The organism is Neopusillimonas maritima (genome assembly GCF_003576595.1).
GTDB lineage: Bacteria > Pseudomonadota > Gammaproteobacteria > Burkholderiales > Burkholderiaceae_B > Neopusillimonas > Neopusillimonas maritima.
In genome coordinates this window covers 294,715-320,434 of sequence record NZ_NQOU01000004.1, presented here as the reverse complement: position 1 = coordinate 320,434, position 25,720 = coordinate 294,715, and the positions used below count along the sequence as shown (strand labels likewise).

General features: G+C 53.0%; 27 protein-coding genes and 1 pseudogene. 16 read left to right on the top strand and 12 right to left on the bottom strand.

The features are described from left to right. Positions 1 to 91 precede the first annotated feature (91 nt). From CJO09_RS11925 to CJO09_RS11910, 4 genes are read right to left on the bottom strand one after another with little or no spacing between them, the layout of a single operon-like run. Positions 92 to 2,188, bottom strand: a complete 2,097-nt coding sequence (locus CJO09_RS11925; protein ID WP_119442531.1) for an AIPR family protein — start codon at positions 2,186 to 2,188, stop codon at positions 92 to 94. Continuing rightward, entirely contained in the window at positions 2,188 to 3,159 is a 972-nt protein-coding gene (locus CJO09_RS11920; protein ID WP_119442580.1) for a PD-(D/E)XK motif protein, read from the bottom strand. Before CJO09_RS11920 ends, CJO09_RS11925 begins: the two co-directional genes overlap by 1 nt. Continuing rightward, complete coding sequence (locus CJO09_RS11915; RefSeq protein WP_119442530.1) at positions 3,152 to 5,821, bottom strand: Z1 domain-containing protein; 2,670 nt, start codon at positions 5,819 to 5,821, stop codon at positions 3,152 to 3,154. Before CJO09_RS11915 ends, CJO09_RS11920 begins: the two co-directional genes overlap by 8 nt. Further along, positions 5,818 to 7,242 carry an ATP-binding protein gene (locus tag CJO09_RS11910; RefSeq protein ID WP_245961317.1) on the bottom strand — a complete coding sequence of 475 codons (1,425 nt, stop codon included), beginning with the start codon at positions 7,240 to 7,242 and terminating at the stop codon, positions 5,818 to 5,820. The genes CJO09_RS11915 and CJO09_RS11910 overlap by 4 nt, the downstream gene beginning before the upstream one ends. A gap of 206 nt (positions 7,243 to 7,448) precedes the next feature. On the opposite strand from CJO09_RS11910, the gene CJO09_RS11905 reads away from it, so the two are divergent. Further along, positions 7,449 to 7,910: a very short patch repair endonuclease gene (locus CJO09_RS11905; RefSeq protein WP_119442529.1), complete on the top strand. Its 462-nt coding sequence runs from the start codon at positions 7,449 to 7,451 to the stop codon at positions 7,908 to 7,910. On the opposite strand, the gene CJO09_RS11900 is transcribed toward CJO09_RS11905, so the two are convergent. Next, a complete protein-coding gene (locus CJO09_RS11900; protein ID WP_119442528.1) occupies positions 7,880 to 9,508 on the bottom strand; it encodes a DNA cytosine methyltransferase in 1,629 nt (542 codons plus the stop codon). The genes CJO09_RS11905 and CJO09_RS11900 overlap by 31 nt on opposite strands. Before the next feature lie 44 nt (positions 9,509 to 9,552). Next, positions 9,553 to 9,783 carry a hypothetical protein gene (locus CJO09_RS11895; RefSeq protein WP_245961316.1) on the bottom strand — a complete coding sequence of 77 codons (231 nt, stop codon included), beginning with the start codon at positions 9,781 to 9,783 and terminating at the stop codon, positions 9,553 to 9,555. 737 nt (positions 9,784 to 10,520) lie between these two features. Here CJO09_RS11895 and CJO09_RS15960 point away from each other — a divergent pair. Next, positions 10,521 to 10,848, top strand: a pseudogene (locus tag CJO09_RS15960) (transposase); the annotation flags it as partial. 756 nt (positions 10,849 to 11,604) lie between these two features. Here the strand turns inward: CJO09_RS15960 and CJO09_RS11885 are convergent. Continuing rightward, entirely contained in the window at positions 11,605 to 11,961 is a 357-nt protein-coding gene (locus tag CJO09_RS11885) for a hypothetical protein (RefSeq protein ID WP_119442527.1), read from the bottom strand. A 647-nt stretch (positions 11,962 to 12,608) separates the two neighbouring features. Between CJO09_RS11885 and CJO09_RS11880 the strand changes: the two genes are divergently transcribed. Next, the gene (locus tag CJO09_RS11880; RefSeq protein ID WP_119442526.1) at positions 12,609 to 13,082 is read left to right on the top strand and encodes a DUF2214 domain-containing protein; all 474 of its coding nucleotides are present in this window, start codon (positions 12,609 to 12,611) and stop codon (positions 13,080 to 13,082) included. A 72-nt stretch (positions 13,083 to 13,154) separates the two neighbouring features. On the opposite strand, the gene CJO09_RS11875 is transcribed toward CJO09_RS11880, so the two are convergent. Beyond that, positions 13,155 to 13,982, bottom strand: coding sequence for an arylamine N-acetyltransferase family protein (locus CJO09_RS11875; RefSeq protein WP_119442525.1), 828 nt, complete (start codon positions 13,980 to 13,982; stop codon positions 13,155 to 13,157). Positions 13,983 to 14,129: 147 nt separating this feature from the next. Between CJO09_RS11875 and soxR the strand changes: the two genes are divergently transcribed. Then, complete coding sequence (gene soxR / locus CJO09_RS11870; protein WP_281270764.1) at positions 14,130 to 14,615, top strand: redox-sensitive transcriptional activator SoxR; 486 nt, start codon at positions 14,130 to 14,132, stop codon at positions 14,613 to 14,615. Here the strand turns inward: soxR and CJO09_RS11865 are convergent. Beyond that, positions 14,604 to 15,068, bottom strand: a complete 465-nt coding sequence (locus tag CJO09_RS11865) for a YaiI/YqxD family protein (RefSeq protein ID WP_119442524.1) — start codon at positions 15,066 to 15,068, stop codon at positions 14,604 to 14,606. The genes soxR and CJO09_RS11865 overlap by 12 nt on opposite strands. 105 nt (positions 15,069 to 15,173) lie before the next feature. On the opposite strand from CJO09_RS11865, the gene CJO09_RS11860 reads away from it, so the two are divergent. The 12 genes from CJO09_RS11860 to CJO09_RS11810 all read left to right on the top strand — a co-directional run bounded on the left by CJO09_RS11860 (position 15,174) and on the right by CJO09_RS11810 (position 24,815). After that, a complete protein-coding gene (locus tag CJO09_RS11860) occupies positions 15,174 to 15,788 on the top strand; it encodes a hypothetical protein (protein ID WP_119442523.1) in 615 nt (204 codons plus the stop codon). Positions 15,789 to 15,894: 106 nt separating this feature from the next. Continuing rightward, positions 15,895 to 16,041: a hypothetical protein gene (locus tag CJO09_RS15605; protein WP_158582753.1), complete on the top strand. Its 147-nt coding sequence runs from the start codon at positions 15,895 to 15,897 to the stop codon at positions 16,039 to 16,041. Between the two features lie 35 nt (positions 16,042 to 16,076). Next, entirely contained in the window at positions 16,077 to 16,553 is a 477-nt protein-coding gene (locus CJO09_RS11855) for an isochorismatase family protein (protein ID WP_119442522.1), read from the top strand. A gap of 110 nt (positions 16,554 to 16,663) precedes the next feature. Beyond that, positions 16,664 to 17,092 carry a DUF5602 domain-containing protein gene (locus CJO09_RS11850; protein ID WP_245961315.1) on the top strand — a complete coding sequence of 143 codons (429 nt, stop codon included), beginning with the start codon at positions 16,664 to 16,666 and terminating at the stop codon, positions 17,090 to 17,092. Beyond that, entirely contained in the window at positions 17,089 to 17,607 is a 519-nt protein-coding gene (locus CJO09_RS11845) for a cupredoxin domain-containing protein (RefSeq protein ID WP_119442521.1), read from the top strand. The genes CJO09_RS11850 and CJO09_RS11845 overlap by 4 nt, the downstream gene beginning before the upstream one ends. Positions 17,608 to 17,615: 8 nt before the next feature. Next, complete coding sequence (folE, locus tag CJO09_RS11840) at positions 17,616 to 18,335, top strand: GTP cyclohydrolase I (protein WP_119442520.1); 720 nt, start codon at positions 17,616 to 17,618, stop codon at positions 18,333 to 18,335. Between the two features lie 7 nt (positions 18,336 to 18,342). After that, complete coding sequence (locus CJO09_RS11835; RefSeq protein WP_119442519.1) at positions 18,343 to 19,080, top strand: RNA polymerase sigma factor; 738 nt, start codon at positions 18,343 to 18,345, stop codon at positions 19,078 to 19,080. A gap of 114 nt (positions 19,081 to 19,194) precedes the next feature. Continuing rightward, positions 19,195 to 19,926, top strand: a complete 732-nt coding sequence (locus tag CJO09_RS11830; protein WP_119442518.1) for an alpha/beta hydrolase — start codon at positions 19,195 to 19,197, stop codon at positions 19,924 to 19,926. 125 nt (positions 19,927 to 20,051) lie between these two features. Beyond that, positions 20,052 to 20,339 carry a twin-arginine translocation signal domain-containing protein gene (locus CJO09_RS11825; protein WP_119442517.1) on the top strand — a complete coding sequence of 96 codons (288 nt, stop codon included), beginning with the start codon at positions 20,052 to 20,054 and terminating at the stop codon, positions 20,337 to 20,339. 42 nt (positions 20,340 to 20,381) lie between these two features. Next, a complete protein-coding gene (locus CJO09_RS11820) occupies positions 20,382 to 22,382 on the top strand; it encodes a LodA/GoxA family CTQ-dependent oxidase (protein WP_119442516.1) in 2,001 nt (666 codons plus the stop codon). A 3-nt stretch (positions 22,383 to 22,385) separates the two neighbouring features. Beyond that, complete coding sequence (locus CJO09_RS11815; protein ID WP_119442515.1) at positions 22,386 to 23,570, top strand: NAD(P)/FAD-dependent oxidoreductase; 1,185 nt, start codon at positions 22,386 to 22,388, stop codon at positions 23,568 to 23,570. Between the two features lie 114 nt (positions 23,571 to 23,684). Then, positions 23,685 to 24,815 (top strand): linear amide C-N hydrolase, encoded by a 1,131-nt coding sequence (locus CJO09_RS11810; RefSeq protein WP_119442514.1) that lies wholly within the window; start codon positions 23,685 to 23,687, stop codon positions 24,813 to 24,815. Between the two features lie 3 nt (positions 24,816 to 24,818). On the opposite strand, the gene CJO09_RS11805 is transcribed toward CJO09_RS11810, so the two are convergent. From CJO09_RS11805 to CJO09_RS11795, 3 genes are all read right to left on the bottom strand, one after another. Beyond that, positions 24,819 to 25,118, bottom strand: a complete 300-nt coding sequence (locus tag CJO09_RS11805; RefSeq protein ID WP_114420236.1) for a HigA family addiction module antitoxin — start codon at positions 25,116 to 25,118, stop codon at positions 24,819 to 24,821. 11 nt (positions 25,119 to 25,129) lie between these two features. Further along, a complete protein-coding gene (locus CJO09_RS11800) occupies positions 25,130 to 25,408 on the bottom strand; it encodes a type II toxin-antitoxin system RelE/ParE family toxin (protein ID WP_114420500.1) in 279 nt (92 codons plus the stop codon). A 64-nt stretch (positions 25,409 to 25,472) separates the two neighbouring features. Beyond that, positions 25,473 to 25,670, bottom strand: coding sequence for a hypothetical protein (locus CJO09_RS11795; RefSeq protein ID WP_114420237.1), 198 nt, complete (start codon positions 25,668 to 25,670; stop codon positions 25,473 to 25,475). Between the last annotated feature and the right edge of the window lie 50 nt (positions 25,671 to 25,720).

Below are 25,720 nucleotides of genomic sequence, written 5' to 3'. Positions count from 1 at the left end.
AAAAGGTATGTTGTACTCGCTTGCCCCATATAGCCAGCATTGGATCTCCCACGGAGAGGAAAGGAGCGAGGCAATACGAAGTGTTGATGCGTTACGTTCTTTTCAAGAAGTGCTCCGTATCCTTCAGGATCACGCCCTCCAGACGCCCCTTCTCGATGACCTCCAGCAGCACTGCACACTGCTTTTCGGTTGGAATTTTGAGAGGAATCTGCATGGCGATCTTGAGCACACCCATTTCCTTTGATGTGAGAACTCCTTTTTCCAGAAGTGCCCTGTTCAAGCGACCCCAATCGACAGACGGAATCGCCAATACTTTCTTCTGAGCTTCGATGCCGTCGTCGATCTTCTGTGTCTTCCTTGCGTTTCGCTCGGTCTCCATTTGCTCATCGAGCGATACCAGTCGATCGAAGAACCCTGTGTCCAGACTCGCAGCGATGACGTTGGATTTGGCCTGAATGCGTGTCCAGCATCCCTCCCGCTTGCACCACTCGCTTATGTTCGAAATGCCAGGGGGAGGATCGGTGATGTCTTCATTTACCACGGATGCGACAGAAGCAATCGCGGTCTCCAGAATTGGATCCACCTTCTGCGCATTCCAGATGGCGAGGAAGTCGATCGCCTCGTTCCTGCACCTTGCGATCTCAGCAAGCACGGCAAGCGTATAAGCCACAATGTTGGCTCGATATCCGCCGTTGTACCAAGCCTGCGCGGAAACTATGCGCTCCGTGGCACGGAAAACCATTCCACGAGCGACAGCCCTCTTGAAGTAGAACTCGTTGAAGGTATCCGAAGATTTTTCCCACTCGCTTCCGATGCGCTTGGCATACTGCGCGAAGTTCTTCTGCGAACCAAGGTTGACCCAGCGAGGGTGCTCATCCCAGACATTCTCGAATTTTGCGAGGTCTGTCTTTGTGAACATCTGTGGCTTTGGATATTCGGCCTTGAAGCGACGCTGTTCTGCCGGCGTGAGCTTCGACTGCGCATCGGCATACTGACCACGTGCACGCTCATAAAACCAGCGCGTCTCGCGGGTGGCTCCTTTCTGTGCCGGTGCCCAGATGCGCCGTGAGAAGTCTTCCATCCGAACATGGAACGGATGATTCGAGAAGAAGTCGGCAGCATTCACCCTGTTCTGAGTATTGGCGTATTCCGAGATCTTCGGCACGACCATCTCGCTTTGCTGACTGTCGATGACGGAGAGCTTCATCTGGACGAATATCCGTGACAAATCCGCCTTGTCCCGTTTCCGCGTGTGGAACAGTGATGCCGTGGTCTGCCCACCATTCACAATCTGAAGGTCGACAACCTTCGTGATCACCAGACCAGAGTCCGCCGTTTCAGTCTCGACGCGCTGTGCCGTGGCCGTCACCCCGTTGTTGTAGGCAAAGAACATCTCCGGCTCATTCAGGATGGTTGCCCGGATACCTTTGTTCACACTTCCACGGGCCTGCAGGAACGTGCGAACGTTCTGCTCAAGCAGGCGTGCTCCGAATTTTCCGTAAAGGGTCGCAAGAAAATCCGCAGGCATGACCATGAGGAAGGACTGATAGGCATCAGCTCCCAGATGAGCCGGAAGACTGGCGATGCCCTTGCCGAACATCTGCGCGAAGTCCAGATCGAGCGGCTCCTTGTGACTTCGAGAGCTGCGTTGACGATGAAGCCGCGAGATATCCCATACCTGATAGCTGGCGGGGATACCAGCAACCTCCCCTTCAGGGAGGCTCTGCACTGTCCCGCTGAGCGTGCGTTCGGAGAGAAGGATCAGGTTAAGTGAGTTGATGCCGCCCGCACGGTCGGCAATCTGTTTGGCAAGACCGTGCCCAGGCGAAGTGACCTCAAGATCAACCGCAAGATCCCTGTCGATACTTGCCTCGAAAAACCTAGACAGACGTTTAAATGTCGCTTCAAGCTCCGTCTTTGTCAGGGAAGCCAGCTCGGCACGGGAATCGAAATCAGCGACAAAAAGATCGAGGTTCCCTTCGTCATTAAACCAGTATCCATCTACACGTATGCCACCCTGTGGCGGACGATAGTGACACAGCTCGAATCCCTCGGTGAATCCTGTTTCGACAAGTTCGGCTGCAACTGTTTCCATGAACTCATCAAGCTGAAACCGACCCTTGGCTTCAGCACCTGACAGGAGTTCCTGCCGAAAGTCATGGAAGAATTCATCGGCTGTCTGTTCCATCAATCCCCTCCAAATACGACCGCCTCGTCACACTGATGCTGGGCGATCGCTTCAAGCTTGATGTCGTAGGCAACCTTGACAACCCCAGTTGGAAGTTCAGATCGGATCAAACGAGGGAAGTCGTCATGAACACGATATCCCTGAACGTCGCGCACAGCGAAGCAAGGTGAGTCATATTCGGCAAGGGGTGCATAGCCCACATCTGCCAGCTTGCTCATGAGCTGCTCAATTGCTTCAGAATCCGTCAATTCTTCCGTAATCAGTGCCACGGCACTGTTCAACGAAAATGCCTGTTCGGCATCAGGCCTGTCTATCAGACGTAACGTCAGCAGGAATAGCTCGTCGGAAAGCGATTCAAGCTGGTCTTCCGACGAAATACGAACTGTGCTGCGCTCTCGCCCCGAGAGCGACTTCACCTCGATGGCGCGATCGCCGAAAATGAAATCCTGATGGGATTTGTCTGGCCCGCACCATGCGTCAATTGCTGCCGTCTGGGTGAGCCTGTCCTGGTAGAGCTTGCGCAGGACGTGCAGTTCACCGAATAGCCCCCGAACCTCTTCAGGAGAAAGCAGCCGGGCGTTCCGGCCAGCCAGGAATGTTTTCCAACGCTTAAGATGGGCAAGAGCCACGGAAAGTGCCTCAGCGGAATCGGCAACATCCTTCAAGCTGCCGATCAGTGTTTCACAAAGGCCAAGGAATAGGTCTCTGTCGATATGACGAGCGAGCGTAAGGACAAGCCGCTGCGCCCCATCCTTGTCCCCAATGCGCAGATCGACTCCGATCCCATGCAGGGTGACCGTATCCCGACGAAACTGCACAGTGTGATTTCCTTGCAGTTCCACGATCAGCAGGCACTGCGCGCCCATGTCTCGCCCCCAATAGATGGGAACTCCGCTTGCCCCGGATACGCGCATGACCGTAAAATCTGCAGCCGGAGTCGGAATGCTGTCCCATGGCACAGACCTACTCATCGTCGTAATCCTCGTCGTCATCAGGGTTGTCGTCCATCGCGCCGTACTGCTCCATCCAGACCTTGTTGGCGACGACCTCGATCTCGACACCATAGAGACCAGCGGGGTAGCTCAATCCCCATGCGGGTACACGATGACCTTCAAACCTGTCGTTGTCGGTCGGTTCAAGGACATGCAGCATCAACAATGGCTTGTCCCTTACCACCCGATAGTGTATGTCTGATGGCTTCTTTGATTTACTCTTGGAGTCTTCGGCAGCAAGTGCTTCTGCAGCAATCAACTGATCATTGCTGAGTCCCAGTTTTTCATCTCCGCGACTGGCGACGCGATATCCAGATACTCTCCATTTTTCAGCGGTCGCACCCTCCGCCCGACGCTCCTGCGCACCGAGACGAAACCCGTCAGGATTACCCGCTCCTTTGGATATCAGAAGCACATCACCCTTCGGGTATTTATCTGAAATCGCTTGAAGATATTCAACGGCCGATATCTTTTTCTGTCGTGCATCCTTGTGTGATTTGAAGCGCAGCAGGAACTCATCAATCCTCTCGACATCGACATCCGAAATAAACCAGCCCTTTTCGGTTTCTTTCACGGTCTCACCGAACCCAGTCCGCCAGTACTCCTCGATAAGCGCCTCGTTGTCCGCACTGACCTCTGGATCGAGAGGAAGGTCGTAACTTTCGACGAGGAGACCTGTGAAATTCTGGTTGAGAACGACCTTCTCGCCGCTCCGCATCTTGTTGGTGGCAGTAACCAGCAAACTGTCCGGATGCGATTTGACGTAGAGACCAAAGTCCCTCGGACTCATATCGGCCTGGCGCATCCGCGTGATCTGCTGACGGAGTTCCTCCGACGCCAAGGCAATGTGCTTGTACCAATTAATGGAGTCGATCGGCAGCCAGACACGACAGATATCTTCATATCCAGGTCGATATCCGAACCAACGTCCCATCTGCATCAGCGTGTCGTACATCCGCGTGTTGCGATACATATAGCTGATCGTCAGACCTTCGATTGTGAGGCCGCGCGATAAGCTTAAACCGCCGATGGCAATGGCGGTGAGACCAATACCGTCCTTCTCGTATTTCGCAAAGTCGAGCACCTCGTCGCTCTTGCTGTTGACCACATAGGTCCGCAGGTGCTCGAAAACACTCCAGAGAGCGACTTTGACTTCACTCCAGGCATAGTGCCTGCCGGCAAACTTGTTATCGGCGAATTCAACATCGAACATGGCTTTAAGTCGCGCCATGTATTCGTTCTTTGTCGATGTTTCCTCCGGCATCATGTAGTTGGCTTTCACCGCATTCCGGATATGGTTGAGGCGTAGCCCTATGAAGCTCCGCACCTCTTTTTGGACCGATACAAAACGCGACACATTGATCAGCATGGAGCAGTGCTTGCGTTCCTGACCTCGAAGATTCCGGATGGCGCGTGCCACGATGAATTGGTCAAGCGCTTCATAGAGGCTGTCCGGCAGTTCGGCGACCGTTGAACCATTCTTGTGCGTAAGCGGAAGATACTTCTCAGCGTCGGCGATTTTCCGAAGTACAGCATCACTGCTGGCTTCGTTCAGAAAGACCTTGTCCGGTCCAAAATACGTCGATGGTGCATCGAGAGAATGGATGAAGTCCTTCGGGAAAAGCTCCTCATAGGCATCTTTGTCGAAGGCATCAGGGTCGATGAATATGTTTGCGAATGGAGTTGCCGTGTATCCAACATAGCAGTTCTTGGTGAACAGGCGCAGTATCTTCCTGATCCAGGAGTTGGTGGCGGTCGGATTGATGTCAGGCTTGTTGGTGTTGATGGACGCGTTATCGGCTTCGTCGTCGATGACCAGCATTGGCACATCGGCAATGCGGTCACGACCTTTCGCGTTCAGCTCCCTCAACCATGAGTGCAGAGCTTCGAGCGTTTTTACATTCTTCTTGATGACCAGAACCACCGGATTCTTGAAGTCATTCAACTGCGCACCGCTCACGCTGGCAGTTTGCTTATTGAAGTCAGAGTTGATGGTTGTCAGTGTTACTGGCTTTGGGTAGCTTCCATCCACTCCCACCCCGATGCTCACCCGGTTGGCAGGGTCGCTGGACCGGCCAACAAAGCCCTCGTCGATGCGCTGCTGTGTCTGCTTGCGCAGATTGTTGTGGATGCCCGCGATGACAATGATGAATTTATATCCGGCATCTGCGGCTTTCGCGATAACACCCATATAGTTTGCTGTCTTGCCAGACTGGACATGTCCGATGACAAGACCACGACGGCTCCATGCTCCCTCACTCTTGGGGTCTTGCAGCAGACCTAGGATCTTCGATCCATCACCGTTAAGCAGGGTATTGACGACGGTTGGCTTCCAGCCTTCACCCCGAAGATAGCCACCATAGGCATCCGCATATGTCGTGCCGATCTCGCGCTTGTGAATCCAGTCTTCATCATGCGCAGCATCGACATCTACCAGAGAAACGCCGGCACTCATACGCTGAGGTATGGTCGATTCCGCTTCGGCGATGATATTCGTGAGATCACCGGAATATCCCAGGATGGGGGAAAGCGCCGCAGCCCTAGTCGCGATATCTTCGCGTGAGGGAATATTTTCTTGACCATCAAATGCCCCAACCAAAGCCGCCAGCACGACTTTTTCTTTTCCCCTCTGCATACTCATGAAAATTCCTTCTCGATGTACTGCTCGACAATTTCTTTATAGGCGTCAAAGATCTGAGTCGATCTGACGATATCCCTGAATACTTCCGCATTCCCTGATGCATTACCCCAAAGAGCAAGCTTCAGCTCATGGAGCTTCTCCTGCGCATCTTGCATTGGTGGCTTGTACTTCACATCACGAGGGGAGGTCGAATAATCTGAATACACCATCTCGATTGGCAAAGATGCGGAAGCGGCTTCAAGAAGAAGATCCAAATGCTGGATTCCCTCGCCATTGAGTCGAGCCCGCAATCGCTCCACGATAGGATGCGATCTATTCAGGACGTACCTGATTCCGGCTTGATCGGCATACCTTTCCCATAATGGAGCCTTCACTTCCTGAAACAGTTTCTGACCACGCCCCCGATGCACTCTCACACTGCTTCCTGTGATCTGACTGATGATCTGACGTAGGCGCTCACGAACCATATGCGGTGGGCGTGCATGTGATTTCTTGATGTCGATGGTCCAAGCCTCATCCAGACTGTTGGGAAAGTCGATCTGCACACGGGCCAGCTTGGTCGCTTCCCCTTTCGGCACCAGTCGGAACCAGTCTCCCCATGCCAACAGGCGTCCGTTCCGGTAGACGTAGCCCCCCTGATTCGAGATGAAGTCACTGCGATCTTGGTAGAAGTCATATTCAGACGCGGAAAGACGACTGTGATGGGGCAACACATAAGGCTGCAAACGCACCTCGGCATCACCAACCCGGACGATCTCCTCCGGAAGCATCTGAGTGGCAGGATTCTTCCGGCAAAAAGGGTCGAATGCAGAAATGGGGTGACCATTGACGGAGATCGAGACTCTTGAATTTCCCTTGACTTCCCCGGAAAGAAAACGGTGAAAGACGAGGGATAGATGCCTCCCGACCACTTCAAGCTTTTCGTTGACGATTTCCTGACTGTGATCTCCGGCTTCGTCTTCTATCAATCGATCGAGTTTCTGCCAGATGACGGCAGTGCCTTGGCTGCCAAGGCGCTCAATGTTTGGCAGCGTATGGATGTCAGCTTCATCGAGGACGCTCAGAACCCAGTCGTCCGTCACATCGATACGATCAAGATCCCATTCGGCACCGCAGACTTTGTCACCTCTCTTGCTCACAACCGTGAGGGATCGACACTGGGAGAACGATGCAGTCTTCAGCCCAAGGCCAAAGCGCCCGAGATCCTGTGGAGAACGCTGCTGTCTTGGGTTTCCGGTTCCATGACGCATTGCAGCCAGCAGTTCCACCTCATCCATGCCTCTGCCATTGTCGAGAATGACAAGTACGGGACGTTCGCCGGAAATATCGCAGACGATATCGATCGCATCCGCGTCTGCGGAAATGCTGTTATCGATCAGGTCCGCAACAGCTGTTTCGAGTGAATATCCAAGGTCTCTCATCGATGCCGAAAGGCATGCTGCACTTGGTGGATGTCTACATTCCCTCGCCATGTCGATACTCCCCTTCAACATGTTCCGCTGTCAGCAGCGTGCTAAGCTTCTGAAAATATACAGCGGCTTTCTTTCATTCAACGGATCGGTTTTCTCAATACACCGTCACAAAGCGGTCGCTTTTCTGCACACCCTGATATCACTCGATCCAGATCATGCGTATACCAACGACTCCACAGCGCAGCCGCATGATGTCGAGCATCAGAGGAAAGAACACTTGGCCGGAACGGACTCTCCGCACCATTCTTTTCTCGAGAGGATTCCGGTATCGACTCCATGTCAGGAAACTTCCGGGCTCCCCTGACATCGTGTTCCCGAAGTACAGGGCTGTGGTATTCGTCCATGGCTGTTTCTGGCATCGACATGACGGTTGCCGATTCACGACCATGCCGCGAACGAATGGCGACTTCTGGAGGAAGAAGTTCCAGGGAAACATCGAGCGCGACAGACGACACATGGATGCCCTCAAGGCTCTTGACTGGCGAGTGGCCATTATCTGGGAGTGTGCACTGAAGCATTCGTTTGTAGAAACTGCATGTGCGGTTCAAGAATGGTTGCATGGCAATGCTCCTGTCTTGGAGGTCGGTCAATCGACCTCGGCAAGCAACGGCACCTGACCACGCCGCGCAGGAAGGCGATGACGCTGGCTTTTCACCGCTTCTTTACACAAGTGATCACCTTCCTGTTTTCGCTTCTCCCGAGTCATTCTGTTCAGAATGCTGCGCACGATTTCGGCGAGTTTTCGGGCCAACAAGGGGGGAACGGCATTCCCGACCTGGGTGTACTGTTCGGTGCGGTTGCCAGCAAAGAAATAGTTGTCAGGGAAGGTTTGCAGACGCGCAGCTTCCCTGACGGTGAGGCTCCTGCACTGCGACGGGTCGTAATGGATGTAGTAATGACCATCCTTGGCAATGTGGGCAACCACAGTGGTTGCCGGTTCATTTCTACACTGAACCCTGAAGCGATCATTGAATGGTATGGGCTGGTTTTCGCCTAGGACATGGACATTGATATGGTCGGGTAGAAGCTTTGAAGGAAAAACATTCAGCCTCGGGGAATATCCCAGCGAATGCGCAAAGGTGGCCGAAAAAAGATATCGCGCCAGATCGGTTGCCATGTGCGATCTCGCTTCATGCTGACACACCCCCCCCAGGCTTCGGTCATGCAGCCACTTCTGAAGCTCTGTCTGCTTCCTTGTCCTTTTGTATTCCTTTGCAATGAAGGAACTACCCGTTGTGACGCTGGTCGCCGAGGCCGCGAACTCTCGCATCGAGTCGATCATGGTGGACTCGTTTTCCGTTTTCCATCCCTTGACGTAAGCCGGAGCAGCCAAGATAGCCTTGCGCCATGCGTCGAGCGAATCGTCCTTGGACAACCGGCTTCTGATCTTTGGCAGATCGTCAATGGCCTGCCTGACAGTTGCGGGTCTTGCAACGGGAGTCAGCAGTCTGTGCTGGGGAATGCCAAGCCCTTTTCGAACGCCAAGCAAAATCACGCGATGTCTGTTTTGAGGTATGCCATAGCGTTCGGAATGAATAAGGTAGTCAGCAGGCTCCAGAGAGTCACTGTTGCCAGGCTTCGTGAAGGAGCGGATCTCGTATTCGAGGCCTTCTGTAGCGGAGGACAGGTCAGCAACTATCCTCTCGAACATCGGATTGCCGGAGTGCTTCGACGAGAGCAACCCCTTGACGTTCTCCATCACGAAAATCGCTGGCTTGTGTACTTGGATGATCCGCAGGTACTCCTTGTAGAGGAAGTGCTTTTCATCTTTGTGGAAGTTCTTGTCGTTCGCCCGGCGGGAGCGGCCAGCAAGGGAATACGCCTGACATGGCGGGCCACCGATGAGCACCCAGGTTTCCTGACCTTTCAGTGCGGCTCGTATCTCGGCATCGATGGCGGCCTCATCTGACTTGCCGAGTTCCAGACACCTTGCTTCCTTTGAGGCATGCTCGAAGGCACTTTCCACAGCCGGGATTGCGCGGAATTCAGCCTCATCGATCTTGCCTTGCACGTAGCTGTAGTAATGCCGAATGTCCTTCGTGCCACGCAGGCGTCTGAACACTGCCCTCAATGTCAGCGTGCGATGCGCAACTGCGGTCTTCTCGATAGAAAGACCGATCTCGAAGAACGGCTGTTGTCTGTGCCCCTTCAACGAGGCGAACCCCTCACCAAGTCCCCCCGGCCCTGCAAATAGATCGATTATCGGAACAGGCATTGTCTATCTTCCATGCATTCATCATTGAGCGCGCGCCCCAAGGATTAGACGATATGAAATGTCATTCGTACCCCATCTTCAGCTTCTGGGCCTGATCGCTCAATTCCCCATCCTCCAGCAGCTTCACCATGTGAGGCCTCGATACAATTGAGCAGATCTGCAGCTTCCTGCGTAGTCAGCTCGGCGTGCACAGGCACGATCCGGACTGTTCTTCCATTGGCTATTCCAAGCAGAATTTCTTCTACAAGACGGAATGTCGAGGTAGACAGCTTCATCTCGTATACTTGGTCGCCGTCACCGAAGACCTGAATCCGCTAGGTCTTGCTCCGCCCCGAAAGACAGGAGGCAAGTACACGTTGCCCGTGGATGGCCATCTGAACCTCCCGTCCATCGGGTCGTTTCTGGAGGAACTGCGTTGGGACACTTATTCTGAATTTTAGTACTTTGACTATACAAAGTTATATTCTATGCCGAAACAGAGAAAAACGAAATAAACGAAATAACAGTCTCCATTCCACCCACGCAGCAAAAGTGCATTTATCTCAAACCTGCCGTATGTCAACGTACAGCAGGTTTGAGCTGTTTGGATTTTCCGGGTGGGGGGCGTCAGTAAGTTGTTCCTCACTAGGCCCTGTGCCGTGTGTTCAATGGCAGTCGCCTTGACGGAAAATACCGAGCTGATATGGCCTCGCGGCGGCCTGCTCGGTCTCTGAAGTACCGGCCGACCAATTCACAGTAGAGTATGGCGTCGCCTGGCCGAAAAGTTTGCTGAACTGAAGAATGAAGGCACCACTGACTCCAATTGACCAGGTATCCAAGGACCGGTAAAAAACAGTTTGCTGTCGCTCAGGTACAGAGCTATGAATAACTCAAATCAGTCTTCACAGGACACTGGAATTAACCAAGCGAATTTCCGCTTCTCGCCGCTTTGGGTGGGGGCTGTGTGAAAACCCTCATTTTCTGGGTGATCAGCTCGAAGTAGAGGTCTAAGCATGTTGAGTGGAGATTCAATATGTCCAGATACATCACCGGTCAAGACAGGCGGCAAGTGACGCTACTGCCAGAGTGCTTGGATGACTTTATCGGCGAAGACAACCCAATACGAGTGGTTGAAGCCTTTGTCAGCGAACTGGACTTGGCTTCGTTGGGGTTTCAAGGGGCAACGCCCGCCAATACCGGTCGCCCCTCCTATCATCCGGCCGTTCTTCTGAGTATCTACATATATGGCTACCTCAACTGTATCCAGTCCAGTCGCCGCTTTCCGTCGAAACAACGGCGCTGGTATCCGTAATGTCTGTCGTCAATTCGTGGCTCTATGCCGAGAGCTCAAACTGTTTTCATTTATGGAAGAAGATGAGTACGCTGTGTCCAGCGGGACAGCGCACCATCTACCGGTTCTCCCGTGAGGAGAGCTGCATGCTTATTCGTCGTTACTGGAGCAGTGCGTGCAAGCAGTGTTCAATCAAATCTCAGTGCACGCCTAGTGTTTACCGGCGTATCTCACGCTGGTAGCACGAAGAAGTACTCGAGACGGTGCAACGCCGTCTGGACCAATCGCCGAAATCCATGACGATCAGGCGCAAAACGGTTGAGCACGTGTTTGGCACCTTTAAGAGTTGGCGAGTGATCAGCATTCTAGGGTTCGACGGCACCGTAAGTGCAATGAAGCTGATGAGGGTGTAAGCCCGGCTAATGCTCAATCAGCCCCACTAAGCCTCATTTGCAGCCTTCTGGAGTGGCCTTGGCAGCTCCCTCATTCGTCAATGACTCGATTGTCCTGCGGGCCGAACTAATCAATTCGCGTCGTTTATGCTGTCTTAATTAGTTCGTATCAAGTGCCTGACGCGTTTCCACACAGCCTCGACCCGAAACGGACATTCAGCCAAAGCTTCCAGTCGAGGGCTTCGGGCCTACTGTGGTCAAAACTTAGCGTTAGAGTTCGGTCCGTTAAAACCGCTCGATTTTCAACGCCTGATGGCTACTTTACAGTAACCATGACCCTTAATTCCGCTGGACTCAACACGGTATAACAGTTGTTCGAGGCTCAGACTAAGCAGCCGGTATAGCTGGTCTGCTTAAGTTGTTGATTCGATCCGCTATTTGGAAAAGCGAAACGAACTGATCATTTCATACCAAGCAAAAATAGCTAATAAAAATAGGGCGGAAAAAATCGCCCAAAGAGCGAATTGCAGCAGCCAGACATTGGAGGCCTTTCTCGATAGCCAGCCAGAAACTGCTAGGAATCCGACTAAGACCACGGCGGAGCCGGCCAGCGACAGCAACGAAATGATTACTGCACCAATTAGATTGCTGACATTTAGTGTTGTGGTAAGGGTGAGTACGCCGCCTACAACGGCTGCGAACGAAACCCCAAGAATAGAAAGAATGTCTGCGACCACAGCTAGCCGATCTCGGCCACAGCCCTCCCTCAAAACCTGAATGATGCTTTGCATTCCGCTCCTCAGACTTAACGTGTTAGAGGCAGGCGATGTTGCTGCATAACATCGCGTCTCCTCTTAGGTGCTTGTGACATATTCATTTTCACAATCTCGCCACTTACTCTGTAGTTGGCATTTTCTCATAAACCCATGTCTTTCGTTACATATGGAGGCATCTCGCTCGCCCAGTAAGATGCAGGCTGCCATTGTTGAACTGCCGCTGTTAGTATCGAGCCGCAGAAAAAGGCAGTAGGCAGCTATAGCTACCCCAGTTGACGTCTGCCAGTAAAAGACTCTCATATTTGGAATATTTAAATAGTAACCGCCTGCAAACCTATGCTATAAGCCACTTCCAGGATAATTCAGTGTCCAGAGTGCCCCGCACAGCCCAGTTTATTCCGCAGGTTCTGCGGGATAAACTACGTTAGGTAGAAGCAAAAATAATCGCCGAGATCTCAATGTCCTTTCTTTCAATTGATACTGCTGCTGAACGACTTGTCCGAGAGTGGCAAAAGCTATATTCGCGTTCGCCGCTCCTAACAGTCGTCTTGACGCTAATTTTCTCAAGCCGAACAAGGCGCATATAAAAGCCGTTCGCATTACGGTCGGCGGCAAACAGTACGACATGTATCCAGAACGCATCAAGCAATAACGACACGGCGATGACAGGTTTTCTGCAAGCCATTTCCGGCTGGCCCGGTGCCGCCTTCCTGCAGGAATACTGGGTCGCCTATCTCGTTGTTAATGCGGCCCATATCCTTGGTATTGGGCTACTTCTTGGCGCGATACTACCGCTCGATTTACTTCTTTTGCGCTCAACGCGTGGACGGGATCTGCCGACCCTTGGCCCCTTTCTTGTACGCGCAGCGGCAACGGGCGCCGCACTCGCAGTGACGACAGGGCTTTGGTTATTCTCAGTGAAGCCGGTGGAGTACGCAGAGAATCCAGCTTTCCTTTTGAAGGTCACATTGCTTGTACTGGCAATTTGCAACATTGCACTTCAGCATCACGGCGAGCACTTTAATGCAGCCCTGCGCAGCGGCCGGCCATCGGTGCGAGTTCGAACCTTGGCTGTCACATCCGCCATTCTTTGGCTTTCTGTCCTCATAGCCGGCCGCTGGATAGGTTTTGTCTGAGACGATGTAATTGGCGCGAGGTTGTCGGTGGGTAGCTAGCTGCGCCACCCATCTTGCTTTTATTGTCGTCTTTTACAGATTGCTGTTTTTTCCTGCGGCGAGCAGTGCATCCAGTCGTGCATCGAGTCCCGGCACGCCGTCGGTTCGGATGCGAAATGTATTTTCCAGTAGTTCCTTGATTTCATTCACGGAGTGGAGTTGCCGCTTTTCTACTTCACCTGCCAGTGAATAAAAGGAGTACTGCGTGTCATGCAGTACATGGCGCCCTTCCTTCGCGGCACGGGCTGCGACCAGGTCTGTGACAAAGTAGGAAGACGGGTGACGTGAAACATGCCAGTTGTATACCTCGTAGTCAGGCGGATAGTGCGCAGCCAGGTCGAATATATACAGAACCTTCCATTCGTCTTTGATCCGGGCTTCTAGGCGATAGATTCCGCTGTCGAACCCCAGGCGATATTGCCCATGCGGCGTGTCTTGAATTTCATCGACGGAAAACCGTATAGGGACAGGTAGGGACATGCCGCCGAAACCGGTATCGGCAACCCATTGTTGTCCATCCGCCTCCACCAGCAACAGCATATGGCTGCGGGGCGTGATGACTTCATCTGACTCGTTCAACCGCACTCGCGCAGCAAGGTTAACGGTTTTGAAACCGAGCTGTTGCAGCACATGCTGGAAAACGGTGTTGTGCTCAAAACAATAGCCACCGCGGTTCCGTACTGTGAATTTTTCCAGCAAAGAGGGGATGTCCAGCCGCACTTCTTCTCCGGTAAGAGGAGAGAGATTTTCAAAAGGAATGGTGTGTGTATGCCGCAGGTGCAATTGGTAAAGCGTTCTGGAAGATGGCACAAGTGTGCCGTCATAATGAATGAGGTCCAGGTAAGGCGTGATGTCCGTCATTCGACCACCTTATTGCAAAATCGACCTTCACGCGCGCTGCCGTAGGTAAGCGCAATATTAATTTTGCTTTGCATGTTTGTTCCCTCATTACGGTTGACTAAACAATGAGGGCAGTCTAAAACCTCAAGTGAACTTGAGGTCAAGGGGGTGGACGAAGTGTCGACATGTTCTGAAAATTCACTATCGCAAAATCTTTCGGTCGGCGAGGTTGCTATCAGAAGCAGCGTTGCGGTTTCGACGCTGCATTTCTATGAATCAAAGGGTTTGATCAAAAGTCGTCGTAATAGCGGTAACCAGCGCCGCTATTCGCGAGACGTGTTGCGACGGGTAGCAGTTATTAAAGTCGCGCAGCGGCTGGGCATTCCGCTGGCTGCCATTAAGGATGCATTTAGCACCCTGCCGGAAGGAAGAACACCCACCGCAAAGGATTGGAGGCTGCTGTCATCCAAGTGGAAAGAAGATCTGGATGAAAGGATCGCTAGCTTGATCCAGTTGCGTGACAACCTGAGCGACTGCATCGGATGCGGTTGCCTGTCGCTTGAGCGATGCACGCTTTATAACCCCGAAGACAAGCTAGCCGAACAAGGCTCAGGGCCGGTGAGAATTGAGGCGAATGTGGAACTAGGCAAGTAATTTTTCTCGCACCACTTTCTGCAAAATTCGATCCAGCGCGCCGGCAAACGCCCTTCTGTCTGCCTGGCTGAACGCCGCCGGCCCGCCGGTATCAACGCCACTGCTACGTAATTCATCCAGCATGTCGCGCATCGACAGCCGCTCGCTGATGTTGTCGGCGGTGTAACGCTCGCCGCGCGGGTTCAGTACCAGCGCGCCTTTATTCAAAACCTCGCTGGCCAACGGGATGTCTGCGGTAATGACCAGGTCGCCGGTAGTGCTGCGTTCAACAATGTAGTCGTCGGCCACGTCGAAGCCTCGCGGCACCTGCACGGCGCGGATCAAAGGTGATGGCGGCGTGCGCAGCATTTGATTGGCCACGAGCGTGAGCGGCAGTTGTGATCGCTGCGCCGCCCTGTAAAGAATGTCTTTGATCACGGCGGGGCACGCATCGGCATCAACCCATATGTTCATTTACTATCCTTTTGTACCCTGGTACGGGTGTGGCGCCTTAGTTGGAAGGTAGTATCTTATCAAGTGCGTCGCTAACCTAAAATTCATTTCTGGCTAAGGATGACGATGAAACGTGCGTTGCTATTGGCATTCATTGCCGCAGTATCTGTTGCTGCCTATTTCTACATTTCGTTGAAAACAGAAAATCAAACGCTGCAAGAACAGATTGCTAGCTTGGAGCGCAGGAATGAAACACTGGCTTCCGATATGGCGCGTGCCGCGCTTGTGAGCCGAATCTACGCGGCATCGAACAGTGGGATTAGCGGCGGCCCTACGGAAGACGATTTGGAAAGGGGCAATGAGGTGGTTGATTTCGTGCTTGCCAATAAGCCTGCGGTTGAGCAGGACTTTAAGAGCTGTTGGGATCGGAAGCTGAATACAACGTCATGGGGTTCGATGGGACCTTATGGGCTTATTGAAGCATGCATTGATAAAGTCAAAAACGATGCCGTGGCCGTGATGCTTTTTGATTTGTACAAAGCAAAGGAAAATGCCAGGTACGAATGTGCCAAGAAAGGCGAGAACCGTTACGACATGGCGGTAAATTGCTGGGCCGATGCATCACACCGGTTCTTAATGGGGCTGGATGCGGTTTTCTTTGAAACCGTCACCGAAGGGGATGAAAAGACTTATAACCCGCTTACTTTTACGGTATTGCAAGCGCCTGACGCGGCAAATTAACAGGCTCTGTCTTGCGACGTTTGGATTCAGGCAATAACCTTTACGCAAAGAAACAGCCCAAATCCAAACACGATATGGGTCGCCAGGCTTATAGTGCGGCTGGACCATGGGGGGTTCCGGCGGCGGCAAGCCCAGCGCCCAGCGCCGCATATTTTGCCTGCGGATACTGGATCAGTTGGCGATTATTGCCTTGGATGCGGCCGGTTCGGGGCAGCTTAAGCCGTTAATACCGGTGGTGATAAAAAGCCGCTAACGCGACGACCTTGAATATGAAACGGGAACAGCGCCATGCGCCAGATACTGCTTGTTGTTGACGTGCAATCGACCTTTTCGCCCCCCAATTGGTTGGTGGCGGGTATTGAACGCGTGATTGAATATATCCCTTCTATTGCCACAATTGAATTACACGACGAGGTGCACACACCCTTCCAGAGTCAGTTGGGCTGGCGGCCTGCAGCGCAAGACACGTGTTTGGTGGTGCCGGATCAGGTATTCGTTAAGCATAGTTATACGCCGCCTGCGGAAGTGTTGGCCTATTTGAAGCGCTTTAATCCAGATCGCGTTCTAGTGTGTGGTGTTCAAACAGAAACGTGTGTGCTGGCGGCGGGCTTTGCGCTGTTTGATGCCGGGTTGCATCCCACGCTGGTAACGGATTTAACGGTTGGCTCGTCGTTAGACCGATCCGGGCAGCTTGGGGTGCGGTTGTGGGAACATCATTTCCGCAATACGGTGTCGTCTGATCAGTTACTCGCGGGTTTTGATTAAACGGGGTGATTGGGCGTTAAATATCAATGAGCGTTGAAACGGAATCAAAGGTGGTTGCATCTAATGGGTAAGACGTGGCGACTCCCGTCACGCACTTTTGGAGCATCCTCATGATTCGTCCTGTTATTGCTGCAGCTGCAACAGCTGCTACGTTTGCTTTTACCGTCGGCGGTGTTGCCGCCGCAGAGCCTTCAGTGTTGCAGGCTCCTCCTCCTGCGCCACACAAAGCAGTGAGTTCATTGGTGAAACTGCCGGATTTCATCCCGGGTATGGGGCAGCTTTTTGTCGATCCAGACAGCCTGCCCGCCGGCCCTTTTCTGGGTTACGACCGCGACGGTAAGCTGGTTAACACCACCTATATGATTCCGTTGTCGCTTATGACACCGGATATGAATCTGAATGATTTAAAAGCGCCTGCAGGGTCGGTTGATCACGTTGATATTGTGTATAACGCGGGCCACCCCGGCGTTGCCGAGCCACACATTCATATCGTGCTTTGGAATGTACCGGCAAATGCGGAAAGCCGGGTTGCCAAATGAAAGCGTTCGTCGATAATGCGCGCCGGCGCGCTTTGCTATCGGGTGGCGCCGGCCTGTTGCTGTCAGCCCTTTTTTCCAGGCGTTCTGTTGCCGCTGAAGCGGTTGAAATCAGCATGTCCGGCGCTGCATCTGGCGCACATGTTTGGTTTCGTCCGCGTGGTTTGTTCATACAACCCGGCCAAACCGTTAGATGGGTCAATCATGAGGTGGGAAATGTTCATACGGTCACTGCCTATCATCCCGACAATGGCAAACCCCTGCGAATTCCCGGCGGAGCCGCGTCTTGGGATTCCGGCTATTTAATGCCCGACGAATCTTTTGCACTAAAGTTCGATAAGCCGGGTATTTACGACTACTTTTGCATCCCCCATGAGCATGCGGGCATGGTCGGCCGAATCGTGGTTGGACATGTCGATGCCTCAGTGCGGCCCTACGCAACGACCGACGCGTTATTGCCGGCTGCGGCGGTTGCTGGTTTTCCCGATGTTGCCGGCATTCTGAAGAATAGAGATTAAATTTACCCATGCTTGCAACCTTACCGACCCCTCCTATAGAAAATCGTCCTTTTATGGGAAGCTCACGCGTCTCAGATCGGATCCGCTCTCGACTGCTTGCCGCCGGGCACCGCTATCATGCCAATGACAATATTGCTGCGTTTATAGAAAACGGCGAAATGCACGCGCTGCATGCAGAAGTCGAAAGTTGTGTGCGTGAAATGCTCAAGGCCCTGGTGATCGATGTTGAGAATGACCACAACACTGCCGACACTGCAAAACGTGTTGCCAAAATGTTTATTCGCGAAGTGTTCCAAGGGCGCTATGAACACGCGCCTTCAATAACGGCGTTCCCAAATATCTCACAACTAAACGAGTTGATGGTGGTGGGGCCGATCACAGTACGTAGTGCTTGCTCACATCATTTGTGCCCTATTATGGGCAAGGTGTGGATCGGTGTGCGACCCAACGCATCGTCAGACTTAATTGGCTTGTCCAAGTACGCACGCATTTGTGAGTGGATTATGAGCCGGCCGCAAATACAGGAAGAGGCGGTCATGATGCTTGCCGATGAATTGGAACAGCATATAAAGCCGGATGGTTTGGCCGTGGTGATGGAAGCGAGCCATTTTTGTATGCACTGGCGAGGCATTAAGGACGATGGCGCCTTGATGAAAAATGTTGTCATGCGCGGTGCTTTCAAAGATGATAAAGCACTTCGGGATGAGTTCTATAGGCATTTAATTTAGGGTTGCCATGCAAACCACACAATTAAGAACACCCCTCATTTATTCAGAGGCTACGCCGGAAAAAGAGCTCATCGCGTCTGCTGCACTTGGCAACGACGAAGCCTTTGAAATAATTATGCGCCGCCATAATCGGCTGCTATTTCGAACGGCGCGTAGCATTTTGAACAGCGATACAGAGGCCGAAGATGCGCTGCAGGAGGCCTATTTGCGAGCCTGGCAAGCGTTACCCAATTTTCGCCTGGAGGCCAAACTTTCAACTTGGTTAGTACAAATTGTCGTGAACGAGGCGCTTGGGCGATTGCGGCGTAAAAGTGCTCAAATTATTCCTTTGGATACCACCATCAATTCACCTGATCCTGAAGTGCAGGCTTCGTTAACGGATAAGTCCGACCAACAACCTGAACGGTTTGCAATGCGGGCGCAGTTGCGCAAGATCATAGAGGCGCATATTGAGCAGCTGCCCGACTTGTACCGAACAGTGTTTGTGTTACGTGCCGTGGAGGAGTTAACGACACAAGAAGTTGCGTTGGCACTAAAAATGCCGGAGGCAACCGTGCGCACTCGATACCATCGAGCCCGCAGCCTGTTACGTGCGAGTTTGGCGAACGATATTGATCTGACGCTGGACGATGCATTTTCATTCGACGGTGCACGTTGCGATCGCATCGTTAATGCTGTGTTGGCAAGGGGTAAATCTTTACATTTTCTTCGACAGCGCGGCCCGAATGAACAGGGGCTAACGTAACTTGCTCTGGCTGAGCCGGGATGATTCACCATGCCGCCGGCCAGCTGTTGATCACTTCTTAATCGTCGTTGCTTCTGCTAGCATTGTCTTCAAAACCACTAAAGGAGACGCACCATGACGCAATTAACTTATGTGTTGGTTCACGGAGCTTGGCATACGGGGGCGGAGCTTGAGCCCACAGCAGAGCATCTTCGTTCGCGCGGCCATTTGGTCATGTGCCCTACTTTGGCGGGAAACCGGCCCGGCGATGATCGTGCCACTATTGGTTTGGAAGACGCGGCGCAGTCGCTGGCGGCGTACCTCGACGAACATGATTTGAGCGAAGTTCGCTTGGTGGGCCACAGCTACGGCGGTATGGTGATTTCGCGGGTGGCGGATTTACGCCCCGAACGTTTGGCACGCTTGGTTTATGTGAATGCGTTTGTGCCTGATCCCGGCGAGGCGCTGAATGATTTGGTACCGCCGCATTATGTTGAGCTTTTCGATGCGGTTTCAGCGCAGAACAATGGTGCGGTGATGTTGCCGTTTCCGGTATGGCGCGAGGCGTTCATTAATGATGCTTCGTTAAGCTTGGCCACCAGCGCCTATGAAAAGCTGAATCCGCATCCTTATAAAACGTTTCAAGACGGCGTTGTGTTAAGCCAACCTATGGCGGCCAGTCCTGTTCCGAAGAGTTATGTAAATTGTCGCGAAGACACCGCCTTGCCGCAAAGCCTGGGCTGGCATCCGCGTTTGTCGGAGAAGCTGGGGCTGTTTCGTTATGTTGAGTGTAGCGGGAGCCACGAGGTGTGGTTTACCGACCCGCAGGCAATTGCTGATGCCATTGCAAAAGCGGGGCGCGATTAGTGCATTTGCGGGCACAGGTCTAGACTTCAAACGGAGCTCGTTTCATAATGGTTTCATTATTCTGATGTAGTTTGCTAAACAAGCAGCGCCCATGCCAAGGGCGCAATAATTAAGGGGCGGTGCAAATGGGCATAAAGCGTAGGGATTTCATTAAGGGCTGTGCTGCGGCGGGAACGTTAATGGTGCCGGGCATGGCTATGGCCGCACAAGTCGCTAATGCAAATAATGTGCAGAACGCGACAATGAACGCGCGTATTGAAAAATCAATCAAAGCTAGCTTCGGCGGGGGCTTTTCGGTACAGGCTCATACGCAATCCGCCGGGCTCACCTACGCCAGCATCGAGCATTTTGGTAATCGGTATAAGGTGGCATCGGCCGACTTACTCGATTGGAAAATCGTGAGCGCCGGTTAGGCAGCCTTATTTTTTAAGCACAATTTTTAAAGGAAAGAAGCCGTGTCCGAGCAGATTAAGCGCATTCGCATTCATCCTGGTATCGGCCTTGCCAGGCTGGGGAACAGCGACGAATTCTTTATCGGCCCTGAAGCGCCGGGGGTTGTGGTGGATCCGGGCGGTAGCGGCGGCCCAGGGCCCAACGGCGGCACCTACCGCGATGGCCAGGCGCGGTTGAAGCGTCAGGCGCAGCGCTACCGGGTGTATGCCTACGACGCCAACGATAAAGTCATCGGCGAGCTAACGTCCGACTCAGACGCGGTCAAATCCTTGCGCTGGCGGGTTCATGTGCGCAATATGAAGTCGGCCAATTATGCGTTTCAGGGCGCTTATTTGTTCGACCCCGATAAGTTGCGTAACCCGTCTATTCAGCCAGGAAAGAAGCCCATTGAGCGCGATCAATTAATTATTGATCCGGGTGTGCACACGATTGCTTCGGGTCAGAAAGACCCGGTCGTCATGAAGGGCGATGTCTTCACGGGTATCGAGAAAGGCACCTTGCCCGGAGAGTTGCGTTTTGAAGGGTTTACGCCGAAGGATCCTTCCAAGGAAGTGGAAGTGACCTACACTGCGGCGAAAGATATTGAACTGGGGCAGCTTCGCGTTGATGACCAAGGCCGATTGATATTTGTGGCCGCACCGGGGAAAGGCGAAAGTGTCACCACGCCCAAGGTGATTATGTCGAACCCCAGTGAAACCATGTCGCCGCCGAATGGGCCCGATAATGGCCAGAACCCACTAACGAACCAGTTTGCTTATTTCAATATTCCAGGTTGGTGGGACGACACCTGTGGCGGCGAAATCGACGTTACCGTGACGTTGAACGACGGCACGGTGCTGAGCACGCGCGATAACGTGAAATCGGAAATGGACGACGGCACGCGCAACCCTACAAATGGGGCCTGGGTGGTGACCGCGCCGCCAAAGTATTCTCCCTACATGTATCACGTGGTGTCGATTCGCGATCGCGTGTACGAGGCCTTCCCCGAGTCGTATCCGTACGCCAACCAGAAAACGAATTTCTACCGCGATGTGTATCCGATCTTCGCCAATGCGGTGAATTATGGCTGGGTGAGCGCCGAGGCGGCGGGCCTGACAAGTGAAACAAAGGGGCGTGCCCATGGCCCGAACCAGCCGGGTAATTTGCTGAACGCCGATTATCTGAAGTTGTTGTCCGACCCAAGCGAACAGATGAAGCCCATTCGGCAACGAATCTATAGCTTAATGCGTCATGCGCCCGGGAAGAACGGCAAGTTGGTTGATTCGCTCATGCCGCCTCCCCCTCAGCGGCCCACCAGTTGGAAGAACGAAGAGTTCCAACGCGAAGAAGACGCCTCCAAAATGCCCAAGTTGTGGGGCACGGGCGGTAAACCTTTGCAGAATGAGCAATTGGGCATCGACTTGCCAGACCAGTTCCTAAGCCTGACCGATTGGCAGTTGAAACACATGCAGAATTGGGCCGACGGTAACTTCGATGTCGGCACACCCATTGAACCCAAACCGTTCGATCAGTTGCCGTTGAACGAGCAACCGCATGCCTTGGATAGTTCAGCACTCGAACCCACCATTGGGGGCGGTTTCCACCCAGGTATCGAGTTTCCTTACTTGATTATTTACCGCGAGTATTTTGCTGAGGCGTTTCGTGTGGGTAAAGATGTCGAGGCGGGTTCGCTGGCTGCGTATATGTCCAGCCCGTGGCAGGGCGATTTCTGGTCGTGCAACGAAGCTTGGTGGCCCACACAACGGCCCGAGGTGGTGTTTGAATACGACCCGGCAACGCAAACCCGAACACACAAAGAGTGGTTCCGTGGCTACGATGCAGAGGGCGAACCGCTTTCGTCTACCGACGGTTACCAGCAAATGGATTATGCCTGGCCGAGATTGGGCATGGTGTTGCCCATGAAGAATAGCGACGGTAGTTTCGTGAAGGATAAAGGGTCGATTGTGTTCACCGAGCAAGAGCGCGATCCGGCCTTGAACAAGCCGTCGACCAAAGCATCATAATTTGTGTCGCTAGCGCAGTTCGACCCGGCCGATGGTACGTGGGATGTGGTGATTGTGGGGGCGGGGCCGGCAGGCGCTGCAACCGCGATCACGCTGGCCGGGTTTGGCCGGCGTGTGCTGCTGGTAGAGGAGCGAACCGCCCCCCGCTTCAAGTTGGGCGAATCGCTGCCCCCTGCTTCCATCGGTATCGTTAAGCATTTCCTGGGCAATATTGAAGACCCGTCACAAAATTTTCCAGGCGTTTTTAGAACGGCCGGGAATGTTTCGGTTTGGGCATCCGAACAGCCCGATGTCACTGAGTTCTTTTTTACGTCGACGGGGTTCGGTTTGTGCGTTGAACGACTGGCTTTTGATAAGGCCCTTCGGGAAAAGGCCGTTGCGGCGGGTGCTGCGCTGCTTGAAGAGGTGCGCTTCGAATCCTGCGTGCATACGACCACAGACGCCGATTTTAATTGGCAATTAACGCTTCGTTCCGAAACGCAAACAATGCAGGTTCGTGCGCGCTATCTGGTCGATTGCACCGGTCGTCGGGCTGCGGTGGCCAAGGCGTTGGGTGTTCAGCCGGTTCCCGATAACGACCAGTTGTTCGCCTATGCACAATGGTTTTCCTGTGCGAACCCCGATGAGGAGCACTACACACGGATTGAGGCGGCGCCTAATGGGTGGTGGTATAGCAACCGCTTACCGGCTGTTGAAGGCGGCGAACCTATGCGCCTGGTGGTGTTTCATTCCGATAAAGATTTACCGGCAGCCAAAATGGCGGCGCGCCGGGAAGGCTTCGACGCGTTGCTGGGCGACTCGACCCATATTGGGCCTTTGCTTGAATCCAAGGGCTACCAACCTTGCGGCACGATTCGCGGTGCACCGGCTAACAGCCAGTGTTTACAAGCGTTTTGCGGTGATGCCTGGATGGCGGTGGGGGATGCGGCGCAAGCTTACGACCCGCTGTCTTCACAAGGTATCGACAAGGCGCTTAGAACCGCCAGCCATGCCGGGCATATGATTCATTACGCGTTAAGTGACTTTGAAGAAAAAGCAGCAGGGTTAAGCAGCAGCAACACTTATATTGGTCAATATAGCGCGCAACAGCAGCAATTGTGGCAAACGTATTTAACGCAACGAAATTATTATTACGGCATGCAGCCTCGCTGGGCTGATCAGCCGTTCTGGCAACGTCGGCGAAGTTAACCGCTATGTTATCCTCGCAGCATGCCCGCACGGGCACGGGGGAGTCCCTTTAGGGATGCGGCTTTACCCCTGGTTGAAGCTTAATCCATACAACGAAAGAAAGGACTTTACCCTATGCCTTCCAGCGTTTCGTCTTCTACTTTTTCCTGGCGCCGTTCCGTGCGCAAAACTGCCGCAGCGTTGCTGACTGCAGCCATGCTGGCACCGCATGTTGCGTCGGCTTGCACGAGCTTTTTAATTCCTACAAGCGATGGCGGGTCGGTTTATGGCCGCACGATGGAGTTCGGTTTTTCCATGGATTCAAAAGCCATGGTGATTCCGCGCAACCATAAGCTGTCTTCCATCGGCCCCGATGGTAAGGAAGCGATGACCTGGACAGGCAAATATGCTGCCGTGGGTTTGAATGGGCTTGGCATGAGTACATTGGTTGACGGCATGAACGAGAAAGGTTTGGCAGGCGGCGTGCTGTATTTCCCCGGCTTTGCCAACTACGCTGACCCCGCCAAAGCGGATCCGGCCAAGTCGCTTGCCCCTTGGGATTTCTTAACCTGGGCATTGACGAACTTTGCAACGGTGGAAGAGGTGAAAGCGGCCATTAACAATAACGAAGTGGCTGTTGTGAAGGTGATTCAGGAGGCGCTGAAAATTGCACCGCCGCTGCATTACACACTGCATGATGCAAGTGGGGCGTCGTTGGTTGTTGAGCCTATCGATGGCAAGTTGAAGGTGTACGACAACCCCGTGGGCGTGATGACGAACTCACCGACTTTCGATTGGCACCTTACGAACCTAAGTAACTACGTCAAGCTTTCAAGTGTGAATGCGGAGCCACTTAAGTTGGATGGCATGACAATTTCGCCCTTTGGACAAGGCTCGGGTCTGTTGGGTATCCCTGGCGACGGCACGCCCCCCTCGCGTTTCATTCGCGCGCTTGGCTTAACCATGAGTGTTGAGCCGGTGGCAAGCGGCCCCGAAAGTGTGCGCTTGGCCGAGCATATTCTGAATAACTTTGATATTCCAAAAGGCTGGGTGCGCGAAAAAGATCAAGGCGATGATCCGCTTGAATATACGCAGTGGTCGACCGTGGCAGATCTTTCCAATGGCATGTACTACGTTAAGACGTACGACAATCAGGTGTTGCGCGGTATTGATCTGAATTCGTTCGATTTGAATGCCAAAGAGATTGTAAGTGCACCGCTGAACTCTGAAATAACCCCGCCGGCCTTGCCGATGCCGAAGTCATGATGATTATGAGGTAAACGGTACATCAGGCATCAGTCGTGCAATAGGGGGTTGCTTGTGCAGGCGGGCCTGCGCAAGATCATATTCTGTTTGCAGTGCAGTCCAAAACCGGGCGGTACTGATGCCTGCCATCTCCAGGCGGATAGCCAAATCCGCACTGATGCCGGCTTTGCCGTTAATCACACGAGAAAGGGCAGTTCTGGACATACCCAGCTTTTGCGCCGCTTCGCTGACTGATAAGCCGAGCGGCGTAATTACTTGATCGCGCAAGGTGTGTCCAGGGTGTGGGTGATGCAAGGTACTCATGTCTTTCTCGATTAGTGATAGTCTTGATAATCGACTATATCTACATCCTGCCCTTCAAAAACAAACGTGATACGCCAGTTTCCGTTAACCACAATTGACCAATGTCCTTCAAGATTGCCGTGCAACGGATGCAACCCGAAGCCGGGTAGATTTAGTTCGGCCGGCGATACAGCGACGTCCAGAACGCGCAGAATTTGCCCTAATTTTTTGGCGTGATTAGGTTGGATTCCCTTCATTGAACCCGTTACGAAGAAATGCTCAAGTCCTTTATGGCGGAAACGCCTAATCATAATATATTGTACTGCGTAGCGGCACACGACACAACAGCTCCCCATGCTTTTGATACGGTCTGCTTCAATTCAGCGCCTCCTTCGCCGCCTCTTCAGGCGTTAGCCCGTCGTAAAACAGGTCGGTAAACCATTCGGCCTGTTCTTCAATATGTTCCTGCGCCTGACGCACGGTTGCGCCTGCGGCAACCAGGAGGCCTTCTACTTCAATACACCATTGAATAAGCGCTGCTTCATCGGGATCCAGCGTGTTCTTTTTTGCCATGTTTTTTCCTTTCGGTAAGGCCTGCGTATAGCACAGAATATACGGTAGAA

Coding starts and splice junctions, on each gene's coding strand:
- CJO09_RS11925 (WP_119442531.1), bottom strand. CDS start 2,188: ATGGAACAGACAGCCGATGAATTCTTCCATGACTTTCGGCAGGAACTC.
- CJO09_RS11920 (WP_119442580.1), bottom strand. CDS start 3,159: ATGAGTAGGTCTGTGCCATGGGACAGCATTCCGACTCCGGCTGCAGAT.
- CJO09_RS11915 (WP_119442530.1), bottom strand. CDS start 5,821: ATGAGTATGCAGAGGGGAAAAGAAAAAGTCGTGCTGGCGGCTTTGGTT.
- CJO09_RS11910 (WP_245961317.1), bottom strand. CDS start 7,242: ATGAGAGACCTTGGATATTCACTCGAAACAGCTGTTGCGGACCTGATC.
- CJO09_RS11905 (WP_119442529.1), top strand. CDS start 7,449: ATGCGTATACCAACGACTCCACAGCGCAGCCGCATGATGTCGAGCATC.
- CJO09_RS11900 (WP_119442528.1), bottom strand. CDS start 9,508: ATGCCTGTTCCGATAATCGATCTATTTGCAGGGCCGGGGGGACTTGGT.
- CJO09_RS11895 (WP_245961316.1), bottom strand. CDS start 9,783: ATGAAGCTGTCTACCTCGACATTCCGTCTTGTAGAAGAAATTCTGCTT.
- CJO09_RS11885 (WP_119442527.1), bottom strand. CDS start 11,961: ATGCAAAGCATCATTCAGGTTTTGAGGGAGGGCTGTGGCCGAGATCGG.
- CJO09_RS11880 (WP_119442526.1), top strand. CDS start 12,609: ATGACAGGTTTTCTGCAAGCCATTTCCGGCTGGCCCGGTGCCGCCTTC.
- CJO09_RS11875 (WP_119442525.1), bottom strand. CDS start 13,982: ATGACGGACATCACGCCTTACCTGGACCTCATTCATTATGACGGCACA.
- CJO09_RS11865 (WP_119442524.1), bottom strand. CDS start 15,068: ATGAACATATGGGTTGATGCCGATGCGTGCCCCGCCGTGATCAAAGAC.
- CJO09_RS11860 (WP_119442523.1), top strand. CDS start 15,174: ATGAAACGTGCGTTGCTATTGGCATTCATTGCCGCAGTATCTGTTGCT.
- CJO09_RS15605 (WP_158582753.1), top strand. CDS start 15,895: ATGGGGGGTTCCGGCGGCGGCAAGCCCAGCGCCCAGCGCCGCATATTT.
- CJO09_RS11855 (WP_119442522.1), top strand. CDS start 16,077: ATGCGCCAGATACTGCTTGTTGTTGACGTGCAATCGACCTTTTCGCCC.
- CJO09_RS11850 (WP_245961315.1), top strand. CDS start 16,664: ATGATTCGTCCTGTTATTGCTGCAGCTGCAACAGCTGCTACGTTTGCT.
- CJO09_RS11845 (WP_119442521.1), top strand. CDS start 17,089: ATGAAAGCGTTCGTCGATAATGCGCGCCGGCGCGCTTTGCTATCGGGT.
- folE (WP_119442520.1), top strand. CDS start 17,616: ATGCTTGCAACCTTACCGACCCCTCCTATAGAAAATCGTCCTTTTATG.
- CJO09_RS11835 (WP_119442519.1), top strand. CDS start 18,343: ATGCAAACCACACAATTAAGAACACCCCTCATTTATTCAGAGGCTACG.
- CJO09_RS11830 (WP_119442518.1), top strand. CDS start 19,195: ATGACGCAATTAACTTATGTGTTGGTTCACGGAGCTTGGCATACGGGG.
- CJO09_RS11825 (WP_119442517.1), top strand. CDS start 20,052: ATGGGCATAAAGCGTAGGGATTTCATTAAGGGCTGTGCTGCGGCGGGA.
- CJO09_RS11810 (WP_119442514.1), top strand. CDS start 23,685: ATGCCTTCCAGCGTTTCGTCTTCTACTTTTTCCTGGCGCCGTTCCGTG.
- CJO09_RS11805 (WP_114420236.1), bottom strand. CDS start 25,118: ATGAGTACCTTGCATCACCCACACCCTGGACACACCTTGCGCGATCAA.
- CJO09_RS11800 (WP_114420500.1), bottom strand. CDS start 25,408: ATGATTAGGCGTTTCCGCCATAAAGGACTTGAGCATTTCTTCGTAACG.
- CJO09_RS11795 (WP_114420237.1), bottom strand. CDS start 25,670: ATGGCAAAAAAGAACACGCTGGATCCCGATGAAGCAGCGCTTATTCAA.